Origin of the sequence: Micromonospora sp. WMMA1949 (assembly GCF_027460145.1) — a bacterium.
Lineage (GTDB): Bacteria > Actinomycetota > Actinomycetes > Mycobacteriales > Micromonosporaceae > Micromonospora.
Genome location: NZ_JAPZBG010000001.1, coordinates 5,506,553 through 5,524,473 on the forward strand (window position 1 = coordinate 5,506,553; position 17,921 = coordinate 5,524,473).

The following is a 17,921-nucleotide window of genomic DNA, read 5'->3' on the forward strand; positions in this document are numbered from 1 at the left end:
GCAAGTCCGATCACGCCGTGTCCTGCCCGAGAGGGGACGGAGACCATGCGAGTGCCCAGCCGCAGCCCCGGTCGCCAGCCCGGTCCCGCCGTCACGTCCACCGCCCCGGCCCGGCGGGTGCCCGGCGGCCGGCGCGTCGGCGCCGAGCCGGAGCTGTCCGCGTACCGGGCGGCGGTGGCGGAACTCCTGGTCGAGGTGGGGGCGCTCGCCGACGCGCCGTCCACCACCGCCCGCCAGGTGCTGCTCGACCAGCGGCTGCGGGAACCGGCCATCGCCGCCGTCCTCGACGCCACCCCGCAGGGGCTGATCGGCGCCCGGGAGACGCTGCTGCTGGAGATGGCCCGCTACCAGCCCAACACGCGCAGCTCGGCGCAGGACCTCACCGCGCTGGTCCGGATCTACCTGCTGTCCCGCGTCGACGTGCTCTGGTGGCGGGACAGCCCGACGTTCCTCACCGACGACCAGGTCCGCCTCAGCACCGAACTGGTCGACCTGGAATGGCTGCGCCGCCGTGGCCTGCTGGAGTTCCGCTACCAGGAACAGCCCGCCACCGTGGTGGGACGCGGGCTGCGGGCGGTCCGGCGGCGGCTGCGCCCGGACGCCACCCCGCGCACCGCCGGGCTGCTGTTCCGGCGGGCCCGCCGCGAGATGATCGCGTTCCTCAACGACCTGGCCCGCGAGTTCACGGCCGTCGCCCCGGACGGCACGCCGCCGCTCTGGGTGACCAGCCTGGCCCGCAGCGCCGAGCACCAGTACCGGCTGCGCCGCCTCGGGTACGCCGCGATGGTGCCCAGCGGGCACTGCCTCGGCTGGGCCGCCGACATCGAACTGGAGTGGTACGACCGCTTCGGCGCCCGCCCGGTGCTCGCCGGGCTGCTGCTGGCCCGCCAGGACGCCGGCGAGGTGAACGTGGTCGACGAGGGACAGGCCTGGCACGTGTGCCTCGCCCCGGCGGTGCGCCGCCGGTACCGGCGGGCGTACGAGGCCGAGATGGGGGTGTGACCCGTTGTGCGGCATCGCGCTGAGCATCGGCCCCGAGGCGGACCCGGCGACGTTCCGGCGGATGCTCGCCGCGCTCGCGCCACGTGGTGAGGTCACCGAGACCCGGCAGGAACACGGCCTGCTCGCAGGCGTACGGCGGCTGAAGATCGTGGACCGGGAACGATCCGTGCAGCCGTGGATGTCGCCGGACGAGCGGCACCTGCTCTGCTTCAACGGCGAGATCTTCAACCACCACGAGCTGCGCGCCGAGCTGACCCGGCTCGGGCACCGGTTCCGCACCACGGGCGACACCGAGGTGGTGCTCACCGCGTTCCTCCAGTGGGGTGGGAACGGGGTCCGCCGGCTGCGCGGTGAGTACGCGTTCGTGGTCGTCGAGCGGGACTCCGGCCGGGCCTACCTGGCCCGCGACCCGCTCGGCGTCAAGCCGCTCTACTGGTCCCGCCAGCCCGGCTGCCTGCACCTCGCCTCCGAGGTCAAGGCGCTCGTCGGGCACGGCGCGCCGATCGGCGAGGTGGCGCCCGGGCACCACGGCTGGGTCGAGCCCGGCGCCCCGGTCCGGCTGGGCCCGCACGTCGACCTGCTGACCCTCGGCGACGGCCTGCCGGTGATCGACGACCCGGACGAGGCGGCGCTGCTGGTCCGCGTCGCGCTCACCGACGCGATGCGCGCCCGGCTGGACACCGACCTCACCGTCGGCGTGGTGCTCTCCGGCGGCCTGGACAGCTCGCTGGCCCTGCTGCACGCCCGGGAACTGCACCCGGACTGCGTGGCGGTCACCATCGGGGTGCCGGAGAGCCCGGACGTCGCGTACGCCCGGCGCCTCGCCGCCGACCTCGGCGTACCGCACGAGGTGATCGAGCTGCGCCCGCGCGACATCCGGCTGGCCGACGTCCGCGAGGCGATCCGGGTCTCCGAGCTGACCGAGTACGGCGACATCATCAACGCCGTCGTCTCGGTGCCGATCTTCCGGCGGCTGCGCGAGCTGGGCGTGCGGGTGGTGCTCACCGGCGACGGCTCCGACGAGCTGTTCGGCGGGTACCCGATGTACCACCGTGTCGGGCCGGAGCGGTCCCGCCGGCTGTTCCTGCACAAGATCCGCAACCTGTGCCGGACCGAGCTGCAGCGGGTGGACCGGGCCAGCATGGCGCACGGCGTGGAGGCTCGGGTGCCGTTCCTCGACCTCAGCGTCGTCGAGCTGGCCATGCGGCTGCCGCTGGACCTCAAGCTGCGCGACGGGCAGGAGAAGTGGATCGTCCGGCGGGCCTTCGCGGACCTGCTGCCCGCCTACGTCCGGCAGCGGCCGAAGAACCCGATGTCGTACTCGTCCGGGCTGCACGAGCGGGCCCGCCTCTACAAGCCGCTGTTCGCCCGGCTGCACCGGTCCTTCGGCTACGACCTGCTGGAACCGGTCCGCCGGGACTTCGACAGCGTGCTCACCCGGTGCGGCAACGACCTCGACCGGGCCATCGCCGAGGGCATCGCCCGGCCCGACTACACGGTGCTGGAACACGCCCGGGACCTGGTCGGCGCGGCCCGGTGGAACGCCGCCCCGATGGTCCGCCGGCTGGTCAACCCGCGCCGCACCCGCGGCGACGAGGCGCCCCTGCCCGGGTGAGCCCGCGCGGCCCCGGTGGCGGGCCGCCGCGCGGCGACCGGTGGGTCAGCGTCGCAGGTCCACGTCGGCGGCCACCCCGGAGACCGGGTCCATGCAGTGCACGGTCGGGCCCGGACGCAACCGGGCGTCCGAGGCGTACCGCCGGGTCAGCTCCCGCCCGGCGGCGGCGTCGCCGCGGTCGGCGGCCACCAGCAGCGCGGCGACCTCGTCGACGAGGGTGAGGTCGGCGCCGGTCAGGTCCTCGGTCATCGCCCCGAACCCGTCCCAGAGCAGCACCTCGTCCTTGTGCCGGTGGGCCAGCTCGAGCAGCACGTAGTCGTGGATGAGCCAGTCGCCCCGGATCGGCAGCGACGGGTCGACGCCGTAGGTGTCCGGGTCGATCCGGCCCGCCCGGTACGCCAGCCACACCCGGGCCGCCGACTCGAAGTGCCCCGCCTCCGGGTCGATGTCGTAGCCGTCGAACGGCCGGTCGGCGGCCGGGTCGAGCTCCGGGTCGGACCAGACCCAGCGCTCTCCGTTCCACCACTCCGCCAGCACGTGGTCGTGGTGCCAGTCCGGGGCGAAGTAGCTCACGAACCCGACCCGGCTGCGCGCCGGGATCCCGTGCCCGCGCAGCGCCGCGACGGTGAACAGTGTGTGGTCCCGGCAGCAGCCGGCGACCCGCTCGGCGGCCGGGCGCTCGGCGGTCAGCGGCAGCGGGAACCGGGACTGGTCGGTGTCGAGGATGCGGTCCAGCCAGCGCAGGTTCACCTCGGCCCGGCGGACGTCCGGCAGCTCCACACCACCGGCGCGGTAGTGGACGATCACGTTGCGGGCGGTCGCCGCGACGGTGGGCAGGTCGGCCGGAACGGCGCCGAGCAGCGCCGCGTGGTGGCGGGGATCGCTGTACGGGGAGTGGGTCCGGTAGTCGTCGACGTCCATCCGGTCATTGTCGGCGCCGGACGCGGCCGGCGGGTGCCCGCTCCGCGCGCAATCTCGCGGTGCCCGAACGCCAGGTCCGATCGCCGCCAGCGCCGCGGTGCGGACCGCGCCAGGCTGGAACCGTGACGACCACCCGTACCGCGTACCGGATCCGCCCGCTGCCCGCCGGGACGCTCGCCGAGCTGCGACGCACCGGCCGCGACGCCGGCGGGCAGCCACCCGAGCGCCGCCGCGCCACCGGCGGCGAGCCGCTGCGCTGCTGCCTGCGCGACGCCCGGCCGGACGAGGCGCTGCTGCTGTTCGGGTACGCCCCGCCGCTGCCGCCCGGTCCGTACCGCGAGGTGGGGCCGGTGTTCGCGCACGCCGCCGCCTGCGCCGGGCCGGACGACGTGACGGCGTACCCGTCGCCGTGGCGCGGACGGGAGCAGGTGCTGCGCGCGTACGACAGCAAGGGCCGCATCGTGGGCGGACGGCGACACGACGGCGGCGACCCGGAGGCGGTGATCGCGGAGCTGTTCGCCGACCCGGCGGTGGAGCTGCTGCACAGCCGCAACGTGGTGTACGGCTGCTGGATGTTCGCCGTCGTGCGGAGCTGACCGGGTCCCGGATGGACATCGGCGGACGCCTCTTCTAGCGTCGCTGTCATGCGGAGGACCCTCATCGCCGGCGGGCTCGCGCTTCTCCTGCTCGGCACGGCCTGCGGGGAGAACCGCCGATCCGACCCGCCGGCCGCGGCCGGCTCGCCGACCGCCTCGCGGCAGGACCCGGGGCAGGTCGAACGGACGCTGGCCAGCCTCCGCAAGATCGACGACCTGCCGATGTACGAGATGACGTACGACGGCGACTACGACCCGACCGCCGGGCTGGCCGGGTCGACGCCGCCGAGCCCGTTCGGCTGCTCGCTGTTCGCCGCGCTCGGCGACCGGGACCGGCCGGTGTTCGCCCGCAACTTCGACTGGGAGCCGAACCCCGCGCTGGTGCTGCGCACCGACCCGCCGGACGGGTACGCCTCGATCTCCCTGGTCGACATCTCCTACCTGGGCGTGGCCGCCGACCCGACGGGGGACCGGCGGCTGCTGGACGCGCCGCTGCTGCCGTTCGACGGCATGAACGAGCGGGGTCTCGCGGTCGGGCTGGCCGCCGACGACGGCGCGCGCGCCGAGCCGGTGCCCGGCCTGCCGACTGTGGGTTCGGTGCGCATCCTGCGCCTGGTGCTCGACTCGGCCGCCACCGTGGACGAGGCGGTCGCCGTGTTCAAGCGCTACAACCTCGACTTCGACGGCGGGCCGCCGCTGCACTACCTGCTGGCCGACGCGACCGGCGCGTCAGCGGTGGTGGAGTTCGTCGACGGCAAGCTGACAGTGGACCGGCGCAGCGGCCCGTGGCAGGCGCTCACGAACGTGCCGGCGGCGGGCGTGCCGGACCGGGAACTGCGCCAGGACCGCCGGTACGGGGTGCTGGCGAAGGAACTGGACCGCACCGGTGGGGTGGTCGACACGGCGGGGGCGCTGCGGCTGCTGAACGCGGTACGCCAGTCGCACACCCGCTGGTCGGTGACGTACGGGCTGCGCAGCGGCGAGGTGCGGGTGGTCACGGCCGGCGGCGGCACCCGCGACTACCGGCTGCCGATGCGCTGACCCGGCGTCGATCGGCGACAGGGCCGAGTTCGTCCACTGACGCGCCGGGCCCGGCGTCCCCGCGAGGGGAGCGCCGGGCCCGGGACGGGTCAGCGGGTCACCAGCTCAGGTAGCCCGCCTGGGTCTGCACGTTCAGCTCGGGGACCAGCAGGAACTGCGCCAGCCAGGTGCGCGGGTCACGCAGCTCCAGCACGTCCAGTCCCTTCTGGATGTCGCTGGAGTAGATGTGGCCGTTGTACCAGTAGGCCGACCAGGACCCGCCGGTACGCAGCTGCGAGGCGTCCAGCGGCCCGCGCTCCCAGTAGGCGATCTCCTTGGGCTTGCGCGAGTCGGTGAAGTCCCACACCGAGATGCCGCCCTGGTACCAGGCCTGGACCATGATGTCGCGGCCGGGCACCGGGATCAGCGAGCCGTTGTGGGCCACGCAGTTCTCCGTGTCCGCGTTGGCCCGGGGGATCTTGTAGTAGCTGCGGAACTCCAGCTTGCGGGCGTCGCCGCGGCCGGTGATGTCGTAGATGGCGTCGGCGCCGCGGTTCGGGCCGACCGCCTCGTTGCAGGTGGCCGCGCCGCCGCCGCCCAGCTCGTCGGTGAAGACGACCTTGGTGCCGGCGTTGTTGAACGTGGCCGAGTGCCAGAACGCGAAGTTCTCCGCGTCGGTGACCCGCTCGATCACCCGGGGGGCCTCGCGGTTCTTGATGTCCAGCAGGATGCCGTCACCCATGCAGGCGCCCGCCGCCAGGTCCTTCGACGGGTACGCGGTGATGTCGTGGCAGCCGGTGGTGGCCGACGACTGGCCCGGTACGCCCGGGTAGCCGCCGTCCGGGAAGAGGTTCGGCGTGGCGACCACGGAGGCCGTGGTGGGGTTCTTCACCGGCACCTTGACGATGGAGATGGAGTCGTGGGGCGGCTGGCAGTCCGGGAACTCGGCACGCGGGCTGTACGAGGAGACGTACAGGTAGACGTTCCGCTTGTCCTTGCCGGGCACCAGGGTGTGGGTGTGCGAACCGCACGCCGTCTCCACCGACTTGATGTAGCGCGGGTTGCGCTTGTCCCGGATGTCGAAGATCTTGATGCCCTCCCAGGACTCCTTCACCGACGCCGGCTGCGCGGTGCTGGCGCAGGAGTCGTCGTTGCGGGAGGAGTCGGTCGACAGGAACAGCAGGTTCCCGTGGACGGAGATGTCGTTCTGCGAGCCGGGGCAGAGCACCTGGGACACGATCGTCGGGCGGTCGGGGCGGGAGACGTCGTAGACCACGAACCCGTCGTAGTTGCCGACGAACGCGTACCGCCCCTGGAAGGCGATGTCGGTGCCGAAGGCGGCCGAGGTGTCGAACGGCGCCTGCTTCGGCAGGTTCGCCACCTGACGCAGGTTGGGGCTGCTGGAGATCTCGTCGACACCGGGGACAGCGCTGTCCACGGTGGCGGGCGCGGTCTGGGCGCGCGGGATCTCCTGGGCGCTGCTCGGCGGCGCGGCGACCACGCCGGCGAGCAGCAGGCCGGCGGCGGCGAGGCTGATGATGCGGGTGCGGGACGTGCGGATGCTGATCACCGGCAACACCCTTCGAAAGGGGATGATGATTCGCCAAACCTTACCTATTGGAGACCGTCATCAATGTGACCTGGGTCACACTTGGGAACTTTCGTCTATGGATAGGATCGCTGTCACCTTGACCGGAGGAGGCGTCGTATGACCAGCCGGCAGGCACGCGTGTGGGTCGGCGTCACAGCGCTCGCGACGCTCCTGGTGATCGGCGGGCTGGCGCTCGCCGGGCGCGACGACACCCGGCCCGAGGCGGCGGGCGACGTCGCGACCGGCGCGCCGAGCCCGAGCGCCACCACCTCGGCGCCGCCGCTGCTGGTCCCCGGCCGCCCGGGGGAGCCGGCCGCGACCGGTGCGCCCGATCAGGTGCGGGGAGCGTCGGCGCCCCGGTTCAACAGCCTCGACGTCTGGTACGTCCGGATGATGATCCCGCACCACGAGCAGGCCCTGGAGATGGCGACGCTCGCCCCCGACCGGGCCGCCGACCCCCGCATCCGCGCCGTGGCCGAGCGGATCCGCGCCGCCCAGGGGCCGGAGGTCGGCCTGCTGCGCGCCTGGCTCAGCACCCGCGACCTGCCCGCCGACGTGCCGGGGCACGACCACGGCAGCATGCGCGGGATGCAGTCCGCCGAGGCGATGCGGCAGCTCGCGGACGCGAAGGGCGCGGCGTTCGACCGGATGTTCGTGCGGATGATGACAGACCACCACCAGGGCGCGATCGTGATGTCCACCGACCTGCTGAAGGTCGGCGCCGACCAGGCCATGCAGGAGTTCGCCACCGGGGTGGCAGTGGAACAGTCCACCGAGATCACCCGCATGCGCGCCCTCCTGCCCTCCTGACCCCGCACCCCGCCACCCGCCCCCCTCGGGCGATCATGAGGTTGGCGGGGACAAATCGGACGGCGACGCCCGTCAACCTCATGATCACCGCGCGCTGCTCGGCCTGGCGTGGTGGCCCGTATCGGCGGCGACTTCACGCTGGTGCTGCCGTGGGCGCGGATCGGGCTGATCGTCGCGGTGGCGGTGGTGGCGGCGCTGCTCGCCTCGGTCCTGCCGGCCCGCCGCGCGCTGTCCCGGCCGGTGGTGGCGTCGCTGGGCGCGGACTGAGCACGCCCGGACACAGCCGAGCCGGCTCCGCCGTGGGCGGGGCCGGCTCGTGCGTGCCGTGGATCAGGGCTGGGTGGCCGGCTGCCCGCCGGTGTCACCGCCGCCGGTGCCGGTGCCGGGGTCGGCGGTGGTCGGGTCCGGTGCCGGCGCCGTGGTGGGCGCCGTCGTCGTCGGTGCGCTGGACGGCGTGCTGCTCGGCTCGTCCGTCGGGGCCGGCGCGTCCGACGCGCTCGGCTGGGCCGACGGGGTCGGTGAGGTGCTCGGCGTCACCGAGGGCGTCGCCGACGGCCGCTCGCCCGGACCGACCGGACGGTAGGTGTACTCGTCGCTTGCCGACGGCTCCTCGACGACCGGCTCCGCAGCCGGGTCGCTCGGCGCCACCGCGGGCGCCGTCGAGTCGATCTTCGTGGCCGGTTCGGCCGTGTCGTTCGCGGCGGCCACCAGCGCGCCCAGCGCACCCATCGCCACCAGCACCGCGCCCAGCGCCCCGACCAGCGTGCCGCGCCGGCCCCGCCGCCGCGACGTCGCCACCGCGGCGCCCGGCCGCACCGCCGGCTGGTCGTCCCGGGACCGCGCCGAACCCGCCGCGCCGCGCAGCGCCGCCGTCGCGGTTGGGGAGTCGGCCCGTGCGGCCCGCGCCGCGTCGGCCATCGCCGCGGCGCTCGGGTAGCGGTCGGCCGGGTCCTTGGCCAGCGCGCGCGACACCAGCTCCCGCACCGACGCCGGGATCTCCGCCGGCAGCTCCGGCGGCTCGTCGTCGAGATGGCGTACGGCCACCTGGAGCGGGTTGTCGCCGGTGAACGGCGGGCTGCCGGTGAGGCAGCAGTACGCGACGGCGCCGAGCGCGTACACGTCGGTGGCGCCCGAGACGGGCCGGCCGGCGGCCTGCTCCGGCGCCATGTAGAGGGCGGTGCCGGGCACCGCGTTCGTGCTGGTGATGCTCGTGACGTTGGTCGACCGGGCCACCCCGAAGTCGACCAGGACCACGGTGCCGTCGTCCTGCACGAGGAGGTTGCTCGGCTTCACGTCGCGGTGCACGATGCCGCGGCCGTGCGCCGCGTGCAGCGCCTGCGCCACCTGGGCCACGATCGACATGGTCTCGGCGACCTCGAGCTGCCCGGCGGTCTCGATCCGCCGCGACAGCGGCTCACCGGCGACGAACTCCATCACCAGGTAGTCGGCCCGGCCGCCGCTGGGCAGGTCGTCCTCACCGCAGTCGAAGACCTGGACCACGCCGGGGTGGCGCAGGGAGGCCATGATCCGGGCCTCGGAACGGAACCGGGCGATGAAGTCGGGGTCGGACACCAGGGCGGGAAGCAGCACCTTCACCGCGACCGGGCGACCGAGGACAAGGTCTGTGGCACGCCAGACGTCGCCCATGCCGCCGGTGGCGACACGGTCATCAAGGCGGTACCGACCGCTGAGTACGACGTCTGAGGACAGCACCCCCATACCGTACCCACAGCAGGCGCGAAGTATTTCCCGCGATATCGGCGGCCGGCTCGGCCGGGCCGTTCGGCCGGGTGTCCGGCAGCCGGGACGCCGATCGGCTGATCGTGATCGACCCGGTACGATCGGCCAGAAACCGACGCGCTCCCGCGCTCGCGGCCCGCCGCGCCGACGGGGACCCGATCCGGGGCAGCGTCGCGCGGTCCGTGGGCGTTACCCCGACACGCCGGTGACTCAGCTAGACATTTCTCTCTGTTTTTCCGCCCCTCGGTGACTTGCCGCCCGCACCCGGCCCGTCCGGCGTCGGCCCGACTCCCGGCCGCACCCGGACGCCGGTACGGTATGTCCCGCCGACGCCCGTGCCGCGCGGCGACGTCCAAGGCGCACCGCACCCTCGTGCGCGTGCCTGATCAGCTCACCGGGGGGCCGAGTGCGGATGGCGGTGTGGCCACTGGCACCCGTTGACGCCCGGCGCCGGGCGGTCATCCGGGTGGGGCGGCGCGCGTGACGGCCGAACTCAACGAGGCGGTCATCGCGGCGCAGGCGGGGGACGAGGAGGCGTTCCGGTTCCTCTACCGCAGCCTGCAACCCGCGCTGCTGCGCTACCTGACCGCCCTCGTCGGCGCCGACGCCGAGGACGTGGCCTCGGAGGCGTGGCTGCAGATCTCCCGCGACCTGCCGTCGTTCACCGGCGGCGAGTTCCGTGCCTGGGCGGTCACCATCGCCCGCAACCGGGCCATGGACCACCTGCGCCGGCAGCGTCGGCGTCCCTCAGTGCCGGTGCCCGTGCAGGCCCTCAACGATCTGGCCGCCGACGTCGACACCGCCGACCGGGCCGGTGAGGCCATCGCCACCGAGAGCGCACTGGCGCTGATCCGGACGCTGCCGCCGGCCGAGGCCGAGGCGGTGATGCTGCGGGCCGTCATCGGCCTGGACGCGGAGACCGCCGGGCGGGTGCTGGGCCGGCGGGCCGGCGCGGTGCGCACCGCCGCGCACCGGGGCCTGCGCCGGCTCGCCGCGATGCTCGAGCGTTCGGCGGCGCAGGCCGCGCCGGACGACACCCGGGACGCCGTGGCGCCCCGTCCCCGTACCGACCGCCAGGTGCCGCACGCGCCCGAGGCCGAGCCGGCGGAGGGCTGACGTGAGGGGAGACGACGGCATGCACGCTCGCCGGTTCGGCGGGCCCGCCGACCGGGCGGAATCCGACCGCCTGCTCGACGCCGCGCGCGCCGGTACGCCGCCGGGGGCCGACGCTGATCCGCTGACCCGGCTGCTCTCCGCCGCCGCCGGGCCGGCCGCCCCGGGCGAGGTCGCCGGGGAGGAACGGGCGCTCGCCGCGTTCCGGGCGGCCCACGCGGCGCGGGGAACGCAGCCGGTGCCCGCGGCGGTGGCCGCACCGCGCTCGCGGCGGCGCCTGCGCGTCGCCGCCGCGTTGTCCGGGCTCGCCGCCACCGCTGTCGCCGGGGTGGCGTTCGCGGCGGTGCACCTGGACCGCGAGCCGGAGCCGCTGGGCCCGCCCGGGACGACGGCCGGGCCCAGCGGCACCGGCCCGACCGGCACGGGCCCGGCCGTCACCGGGCCGTCGCGGGCGGCGCCGAGCACCCCGGCCGGTGACGCGTCCGGTGCGGCGTCGCCACCGGCTCCGTCGCCGACGCCGGTGCCGTCCGGAACGCCGAGCGCCGCGGACCGGAAACCCGCGCCCTCGCCCGGCGGGCCGCAGATGGCCGGCCACTGCCGTGCCTACCTGGCCAAGTCGGAGCGGCAGCGGGAGAAGGCGCTCACCAAGCCGGGCTACGCCGACCTGGTGGCTGCCGCCGGCGGCCCCGAGCAGGTGGAGAGCTATTGCCGGAACCTCCTGGGCGCGCCGGCGGACGACCCGGCCGAGACGCCGGAGCCCGCGCACCCGGGTCCGGCAGCGGACGACTGAGCCGCCGCGGCGCAATCAGATTCCGGACAAAAATTCATCTCTCCGGGCAAGCGGATCTCGTCTGCTAGACAGAGGATGGTGGGACGGCGTCCCGTGCCGTCCCGGCCGGGCGTCGCGACGACGTTGTCGCCCATCGCCGAGGAGGAGCCGTCCCATGGTGATGTCGCCGGACCTGGACCGGGCAGTCGTCCTGGGGGACGAGGAGGCGGCCCGGGGCCACCTCGCCCGGATCTGCTTCAAGACCGGGCCACCCGCACTCGTCGGCGTCGAACTGGAATGGACCGTGCACGACGCCGCGGACCCGGCCCGGCCGGTCGACCGCGAGCGACTACGCGAGGCGCTGGGGCGGCACAGCCCGGTGACCCTCGACCCCACCAGCCCGGCCGACGAGCTCCGGCACGGCGGCGCCGTGACCGTGGAGCCCGGCGGGCAGGTGGAGATCTCCGCGATGCCGCGATCGACTGTCGGCGCGCTCATCCTGGCCACCGAGGCCGACGTCGCCGAGCTGCGGGCCCGGCTGGACGCCGCCGGCCTGGTGCTCGGCCGCAGCGGGATGGACCCCTGGCGTCTGCCCCGGCCCGTCGTGGAGACTCCCCGCTACCGGGCCATGCGCTGCGCCTTCGACCGGCGTGGCCCGGCCGGACGGGCGATGATGTACAGCACCGCCGGTCTTCAGGTCTGCCTGGACGCGGGCGAGCCGGAGCACCTGACCCAGCGCTGGGCGGCCGCGCACGCCGTCGGCCCGCCGCTGCTCGCCGCCTTCGCCACCGCCGACCGGCACGCCGGCCGCCGGACCGGCTGGGCCTCCGCCCGGATGGCCACCTGGCTCGCCATCGACCCGGCCCGTACCGGTCCGGTCTGGTCGCCCGAGCGGGCCGACGAGGATCCGGTGACGGCCTGGACCGGGTACGCCCTGGCCGCGCCGCTGCTGTGCGTCCGCGGCGACGGCCCGGACTGGACCGCGCCGCCCGGTGTCACGTTCGCCGACTGGCTGGCCGGGGCACTGCCCCGCCCGCCCACCACCGACGACCTGGAGTACCACCTCAGCACGCTGTTCCCGCCGGTACGCCCACGCGGCTACCTGGAGCTGCGCTACCTGGACACCCAGCCCGGCCCGGAGTGGACGGTGCCGCTGGCGGTGCTGGCGGCGCTGTTCGCCGACCCGGCCACCACCCGGGACGCGCTGGCGGCGGCCGCCCCGGTCGCCGACGGATGGCGCGCGGCGGCCCGGTGCGGGCTGGCCGAGCGTCCGCTGGCGACCGCCGCGGCGGCGCTGTTCGACCTGGCCCTGACCGCCCTGCCCCGGCTCGACCTGCCGGCCGGCATCCACGACGAGACCCACCGAGCGATCCGGCGGCACCGCGCCGCCGCGGAGAGGGGACACCGGTGACCACCACCGAGCGACTACGCGACCGGATCGCCGCGGAGCTGGAACGGACCCGGGCCCGTACCGTGCTGCTGACCGACGCGGTGGACGACGACGACCTGGTCCGGCAGCACTCCACGCTGATGTCGCCGCTGGTCTGGGACCTGGCGCACGTCGGCAACCAGGAGGAGCTGTGGCTGGTCCGCGACGTCGGCGGCCGTGACCCGGTGCGCCACGACATCGACGACCTCTACGACGCGTTCAAGCAGCCCCGCAAGGACCGCCCGGCGCTGCCGCTGCTGCCGCCGGCGGAGGCCCGCGCCTACGTGCGCACGGTGCGGGACAAGGTGTTCGACCTGCTCGACGGCATCCGCTTCACCGATCGTCCGCTCGTCGCCGACGGGTTCGCGTTCGGCATGATCGTGCAGCACGAGCAGCAGCACGACGAGACCATGCTCGCCACCCACCAGCTGCGCGCCGGGGCCCCGGTGCTGGACGCGCCGCCCCCGCCGGAGCCCCGGGCCCGGGCCGGCGGGGAGGTACGCGTGCCCGCCGGGCCGTTCACCATGGGCACCTCCACCGACCCGTGGGCGCTGGACAACGAGCGCCCGGCCCACACCGTCGACCTGCCCGCGTACGTCATCGACGCCGCGCCGGTGACGAACGGGCAGTACCGGGCCTTCCTTGCCGACGGCGGGTACGACGAGCCGCGCTGGTGGAGCGAGGCCGGCTGGCGGCACCGGATCGAGGCGGACCTGAGCGCGCCGATGCACTGGCGGCGCGACGGGGACGGCTGGGCGTACCGCCGGTTCGGCCGCTGGTCGGCGGTCCGCGACGACGAGCCGGTGGTGCACGTCTGCTGGTACGAGGCGCAGGCGTACGCGGCGTGGGCCGGCAAGCGGCTGCCCACCGAGGCGGAGTGGGAGAAGGCGGCCCGCTGGGATCCGGCGACCGGCCGGTCCCGCCGTTACCCGTGGGGCGACGAGGACCCGACCGGCGAGCACGCCAACCTGGGGCAGCGGCACCTGTGGCCGGCGCCGGTGGGCGCGTACCCGGCCGGCGCCTCGCCGCTGGGCGTCCACCAGCTCGTCGGCGACGTGTGGGAGTGGACCTCCTCGCCGTTCCGGGGGCACCCGGGCTTCACCGCGTTCCCGTACCGGGAGTACTCGGAGGTCTTCTTCGGCGACGACTACCGGGTGCTGCGGGGCGGCTCGTTCGGCACCGACCGGTCGGCCTGCCGGGGCACGTTCCGCAACTGGGACTACCCGATCCGGCGGCAGATCTTCAGCGGCTTCCGCTGCGCCCGTGACGCCGGACCGGAGGAGTGAGCCGGCTCGATGTGCCGTCACCTCGCGTACCTCGGTCCACCCGTGCTGCTGTCCAGCCTGCTCTCGGACCCGCCGTACGGGCTGCTGCGCCAGTCGTGGGCGCCGCGTGACATGCGCGGCGGCGGCACGATAAACGCCGACGGCTTCGGCGTCGCCTGGTATCCCGGCGACGGCGATCCGGTCCGCTACCGGCGGGCCCAGCCGATGTGGAGCGACACCACGCTGCCGGAGTTGGCCGCCGTCACGCGGGTGCGGGCGGTGCTGGCCGCGGTCCGCTCCGCCACCGTCGGCATGCCGCTGCACGAGACGGCGGCGGCGCCCTTCGCCGAGGGGCGATGGCTGTTCAGCCACAACGGCGTGGTCCGGGGCTGGCCGGACAGCCTCGTCCCGCTCGCCGCCGGCCTGCCCGTGCGTGACCTGATCACGCTCGACGTGCCGACCGACTCGGCGCTGCTGTGGGCGCTGGTCCGGCACCGGCTGCGCGAGGGCGCGCCGCCGGCGCAGGCGGTGGCGGACACCGTCGCGGCGGTCGCCGCCGCCGCTCCCGGCTCGCGGCTGAACCTGCTGCTCACCGACGGTACGACGGTGGTGGCGAGCACGGCCGGGCACGCGCTGTCGGTGCGCCGCGGCCCGGACTCGGTGCTGCTGGCCTCCGAACCGTTCGACGACGACCCGGCCTGGCGGGCCGTGCCGGACGGCCGGCTCGTGGTGGCGACCACGGGCGGGCTCGAGGTGCGGGAGACGACCGCCGCCTGACGATGCGTACCCACCGCAAGAGAGGACACTCGATGAGCGCGGAGCCGCTGGAGATCCACCTGGAGCAGCAGGACCTCGACCGTGGGTTGCGGGAGGACGTACGGGCCGGGCTGGCCGCGACGCCGAAGTGGCTGCCGCCGAAGTGGTTCTACGACGCCCGGGGCAGCGAGCTGTTCGAGGAGATCACCCGTCTGCCGGAGTACTACCCGACCCGGGCCGAGCGGGCCGTGCTCGCCGCGCACGCCGACGACGTGGCCACCATGACCGGCGCGAAGACGCTGATCGAGCTGGGTTCGGGCTCGTCGGAGAAGACCCGGCTGCTGCTCGACGCGTTCACCCGCCACGGCGACCTGGGCACGTTCGTGCCGCTGGACGTCTCGGTGAGCGCGTTGCGGTCGTCCACCGAGCAGATCGCCGCCGCGTACCCGGGGCTGCGGGTGCGGGGGATCGTCGGTGACTTCACCCGCCACCTGGACCGGTTGCCCACCGGCGGCCGGCGCCTGGTGGCGTTCCTCGGCGGCACGATCGGCAACCTGCTGCCGGCGGAGCGGGCCGAGTTCCTCACCGCGATGCGCGCGGCGCTGGAGACCGGCGACTGGCTGCTGGTCGGTACCGACCTGGTCAAGGATCCGGGCGTGATCGTGCCCGCCTACGACGACGCGGCGGGCGTGACCGCCGAGTTCAACCGCAACGTGCTCCGGGTGATCAACCGCGAGCTGGGTGCGGACTTCGACGTCGACGCGTTCCGGCACGTGGCGGTCTGGGATCCCGAGCGGGAGTGGATCGAGATGCGGTTGCGCGCCGAGCACCCGGCCCGGGTGCGGGTTCTGGACGCCGACGTGGTGTTCGCCGCCGGCGAGGAGCTGCGCACCGAGGTGTCGGCCAAGTTCCGGCCGGAGGGGATCGCCGCCGAGCTGACCGCCGCCGGGTTCGACAGGCGGGCGTTCTGGACCGACCCGGACGGGCTGTTCGGGGTGAGCCTGGCCCGGGCCGACTGAGGCCCGTCGTGGCCCCGGCCACACCCGGGGACCGGGCCGGCCGGTGATCGGCTAGGCTGGCGGCGCGAAGGGGAGTAGCCCCCAATGTCGTGGTCGACACACTGGTGCGTTCCGCATCCGGCCACGCGGCCCCGGTCTCCGGGGCGGGCGAGACCTTCGACTCAGGCTGTCGCAGCCGGGTCGAGGGCGCCCCCGTTCCTCCTCCCGGCTTGATCGGGAAGGTTCACATGGAGGGTTTCCTCGTCGCGCTGGTGGTCAGTTTCGGCGTCATCTTCGTCGCCGAGCTGGGCGACAAGTCCCAGCTCATGGCACTGACGTTCGCCACGCGGTTCAAGCCGGTGCCGGTGCTCATCGGCATCACGATCGCCACCGCGATCGTCCACCTGGCCTCGGTGGCCATCGGGTACGGCCTGAACGCCGCCCTGCCCACCGACTGGATCTCGCTCATCGCCGGTGTGGCGTTCCTCGGCTTCGGCGCCTGGACGCTGCGCGGCGACAGGCTGACCGAGGAGGAGAAGCGCAAGGCCGAGCGCGGCGGCCGGTCCGCCGTCATCGCCGTCGGTGTGGCGTTCTTCCTGGCCGAGCTGGGGGACAAGACCATGCTCGCCACCATCACGCTGGCCACCAAGTACGGCTGGTTCGGCACCTGGCTCGGCTCGACGCTCGGCATGGTCGCCGCGGACGCGCTGGCGATCCTGGTGGGCCGGATGCTCGGCCGGCACCTGCCGGAGCGGACCATCCGCTACGGCGCCGCCGTGCTGTTCGCCATCTGCGGCCTCTGGCTGATCTTCGAGGCGGTCGCCGAGCTGACCTGAGCCGAGGGCCGGGGTGCGGCGGGTGCGACCGGGCTGGTCGCACCCGCCGTGCCGGCTCAGGCCGGGCCCTCCTGGTAGACGTCGGGGATGCCGTCACCGTCGGCGTCGCGGCTCTCCCGTTCGCTGATCCGCCGGTAGGCCCGGTTGCGGCGGACCAGCACCACCGAGGCGAGCAGGGCGGAGATCAACGAGCCGAGCAGCACGGCCACCTTGACGCCGTCCTCCTCCGGGCTGCCGGCGCCGAACGCCAGCTCGCCGATGAGCAGCGACACGGTGAAGCCGATGCCGGCCAGCAGCGCCAGCCCGAGCAGGTCGGCCCAGGTGATCTCCTCGTCCAGCTCGGCCCGGGTGAACCGGGCGAGCAGGTACGTCGACCCGAACACGCCGATCACCTTGCCGAGCACCAGCCCAGCGGCCACCGCGATCACCACCGGATTGGTCAGCACGCCGCCCACATCCACGCCGACCAGCGTCACCCCGGCGGCGAAGAAGGCGAACACCGGCACGGCCAGGCCGGCGGAGACGGGCCGCCAGCGGTGCTCGAGGCGCTCGGCCAGGCCGGGCGCGCCGTCGCGCCCGCGCAGCACCGGCACGGTGAAGCCGAGCAGTACGCCCGCCACGGTGGCGTGCACACCGGAGGCGTGCACCAGCGTCCAGGCGGCCACCGCCAGCGGGATCAGCGCCCACCACCAGGTTCGCCGGCGCTGCACGAGCAGCCCGAACACGGCGATCGGCAGCAGCGCGCCGAGCAGCGGCAGCGGCTGGAACCCGTCGGTGTAGAACACCGCGATGATGGTGATCGCGAACAGGTCGTCGACCACGGCGAGGGTGAGCAGGAACGCGCGCAGCCCCTGCGGCAGGTGGGAGCTGATCACGGCGAGCACGGCGAGCGCGAAGGCGATGTCGGTGGCGGTGGGGATGGCCCATCCGCGCAGGCCGGCGCCGCCGGCGCTGAGCGTCACCGTCAGGTAGATCAACGCGGGCGCGATCATGCCGCCGAGCGCGGCGATCACGGGCAGCGCGGCCCGCCGGGGGTCGCGCAGGTCACCGGCGACGAACTCGCGCTTGAGTTCCAGCCCGACCACGAAGAAGAAGATCGCCAGCAGCCCGTCGGCGGCCCAGGTGCGCAGGTCGAGGTCGAGGTGCAGGCCCGCGCCGCCGGGCCAGGGCACCCAGTGGCTCAGTTCGGCGTACGCGGCGCGCCACGGCGAGTTGGCCCAGATCAGGGCGAGCACCGCGCCGAGCAGCAGCAGGCCGCCACCGACGGTCTCGGTGCGCAGCACGTCGGCCAGGAAGCGGGCCTCCGGCCAGGAGCGGCGGGACAGCAGGCGGGACCGGTGCGGGGTGTGCTGGGGCATGCGGGGTCCGTTCAGGAGCTGGGGTCGGCGGAACCATCGCCGACCAGGCTTCCCGGCACACCTGTGACAACCTTATCGGCCGCCGCGCCCGGCAGCGAACCC

Annotated in this window: 17 protein-coding genes; 13 read left to right on the forward strand and 4 right to left on the reverse strand. The window is 74.6% G+C overall.

The window, feature by feature from the left end:
- The first annotated feature begins 45 nt into the window (after positions 1-45).
- Positions 46-1,002 (forward strand): hypothetical protein, encoded by a 957-nt coding sequence (locus O7607_RS25665; RefSeq protein ID WP_269705768.1) that lies wholly within the window; start codon positions 46-48, stop codon positions 1,000-1,002.
- A gap of 4 nt (positions 1,003-1,006) precedes the next feature.
- A complete protein-coding gene (locus O7607_RS25670) occupies positions 1,007-2,617 on the forward strand; it encodes an asparagine synthetase B family protein (RefSeq protein ID WP_269705769.1) in 1,611 nt (536 codons plus the stop codon).
- A gap of 45 nt (positions 2,618-2,662) precedes the next feature.
- Here the strand turns inward: O7607_RS25670 and O7607_RS25675 are convergent, their stop codons facing one another.
- Complete coding sequence (locus O7607_RS25675; RefSeq protein WP_269705770.1) at positions 2,663-3,538, reverse strand: transglutaminase domain-containing protein; 876 nt, start codon at positions 3,536-3,538, stop codon at positions 2,663-2,665.
- Between the two features lie 122 nt (positions 3,539-3,660).
- Between O7607_RS25675 and O7607_RS25680 the strand changes: the two genes are divergently transcribed.
- Together O7607_RS25680 and O7607_RS25685 are read left to right on the forward strand one after the other, a co-directional pair.
- The gene (locus tag O7607_RS25680) at positions 3,661-4,134 is read left to right on the forward strand and encodes a DUF1203 domain-containing protein (protein ID WP_269705771.1); all 474 of its coding nucleotides are present in this window, start codon (positions 3,661-3,663) and stop codon (positions 4,132-4,134) included.
- A gap of 48 nt (positions 4,135-4,182) precedes the next feature.
- Complete coding sequence (locus O7607_RS25685) at positions 4,183-5,175, forward strand: carcinine hydrolase/isopenicillin-N N-acyltransferase family protein (protein WP_269705772.1); 993 nt, start codon at positions 4,183-4,185, stop codon at positions 5,173-5,175.
- 97 nt (positions 5,176-5,272) lie between these two features.
- On the opposite strand, the gene O7607_RS25690 is transcribed toward O7607_RS25685, so the two are convergent.
- Complete coding sequence (locus O7607_RS25690) at positions 5,273-6,715, reverse strand: LVIVD repeat-containing protein (protein WP_433496154.1); 1,443 nt, start codon at positions 6,713-6,715, stop codon at positions 5,273-5,275.
- Between the two features lie 147 nt (positions 6,716-6,862).
- Here O7607_RS25690 and O7607_RS25695 point away from each other — a divergent pair, with 147 nt between their 5' ends.
- Together O7607_RS25695 and O7607_RS25700 are read left to right on the forward strand one after the other, a co-directional pair.
- On the forward strand, positions 6,863-7,555 hold the full coding sequence (locus tag O7607_RS25695; RefSeq protein ID WP_269705774.1) for a DUF305 domain-containing protein: 693 nt from the start codon (positions 6,863-6,865) through the stop codon (positions 7,553-7,555).
- A 108-nt stretch (positions 7,556-7,663) separates the two neighbouring features.
- Complete coding sequence (locus O7607_RS25700; RefSeq protein WP_269705775.1) at positions 7,664-7,822, forward strand: hypothetical protein; 159 nt, start codon at positions 7,664-7,666, stop codon at positions 7,820-7,822.
- A 63-nt stretch (positions 7,823-7,885) separates the two neighbouring features.
- Here the strand turns inward: O7607_RS25700 and O7607_RS25705 are convergent, their stop codons facing one another.
- Entirely contained in the window at positions 7,886-9,268 is a 1,383-nt protein-coding gene (locus O7607_RS25705) for a serine/threonine-protein kinase (RefSeq protein WP_269705777.1), read from the reverse strand.
- 507 nt (positions 9,269-9,775) lie between these two features.
- Between O7607_RS25705 and O7607_RS25710 the strand changes: the two genes are divergently transcribed.
- The 7 genes from O7607_RS25710 to O7607_RS25740 all read left to right on the forward strand — a co-directional run bounded on the left by O7607_RS25710 (position 9,776) and on the right by O7607_RS25740 (position 16,461).
- On the forward strand, positions 9,776-10,411 hold the full coding sequence (locus O7607_RS25710; protein ID WP_269705778.1) for an RNA polymerase sigma factor: 636 nt from the start codon (positions 9,776-9,778) through the stop codon (positions 10,409-10,411).
- A 1-nt stretch (position 10,412) separates the two neighbouring features.
- Positions 10,413-11,198: a hypothetical protein gene (locus O7607_RS25715; RefSeq protein ID WP_269705780.1), complete on the forward strand. Its 786-nt coding sequence runs from the start codon at positions 10,413-10,415 to the stop codon at positions 11,196-11,198.
- 154 nt (positions 11,199-11,352) lie between these two features.
- Positions 11,353-12,588, forward strand: a complete 1,236-nt coding sequence (egtA, locus tag O7607_RS25720; protein WP_269705781.1) for an ergothioneine biosynthesis glutamate--cysteine ligase EgtA — start codon at positions 11,353-11,355, stop codon at positions 12,586-12,588.
- Complete coding sequence (egtB, locus tag O7607_RS25725) at positions 12,585-13,892, forward strand: ergothioneine biosynthesis protein EgtB (protein ID WP_269705783.1); 1,308 nt, start codon at positions 12,585-12,587, stop codon at positions 13,890-13,892. Before egtA ends, egtB begins: the two co-directional genes overlap by 4 nt.
- Positions 13,893-13,901: 9 nt before the next feature.
- Positions 13,902-14,648 (forward strand): ergothioneine biosynthesis protein EgtC, encoded by a 747-nt coding sequence (gene egtC, locus O7607_RS25730; RefSeq protein ID WP_269705785.1) that lies wholly within the window; start codon positions 13,902-13,904, stop codon positions 14,646-14,648.
- Positions 14,649-14,680: 32 nt separating this feature from the next.
- Positions 14,681-15,646: an L-histidine N(alpha)-methyltransferase gene (gene egtD, locus O7607_RS25735; RefSeq protein WP_269705787.1), complete on the forward strand. Its 966-nt coding sequence runs from the start codon at positions 14,681-14,683 to the stop codon at positions 15,644-15,646.
- Positions 15,647-15,873: 227 nt separating this feature from the next.
- Positions 15,874-16,461 carry a TMEM165/GDT1 family protein gene (locus tag O7607_RS25740; RefSeq protein WP_269705788.1) on the forward strand — a complete coding sequence of 196 codons (588 nt, stop codon included), beginning with the start codon at positions 15,874-15,876 and terminating at the stop codon, positions 16,459-16,461.
- Between the two features lie 56 nt (positions 16,462-16,517).
- Here O7607_RS25740 and nhaA read toward each other — a convergent pair whose 3' ends face one another.
- Positions 16,518-17,819, reverse strand: a complete 1,302-nt coding sequence (gene nhaA / locus O7607_RS25745; protein WP_269705789.1) for a Na+/H+ antiporter NhaA — start codon at positions 17,817-17,819, stop codon at positions 16,518-16,520.
- Positions 17,820-17,921 lie beyond the last annotated feature (102 nt).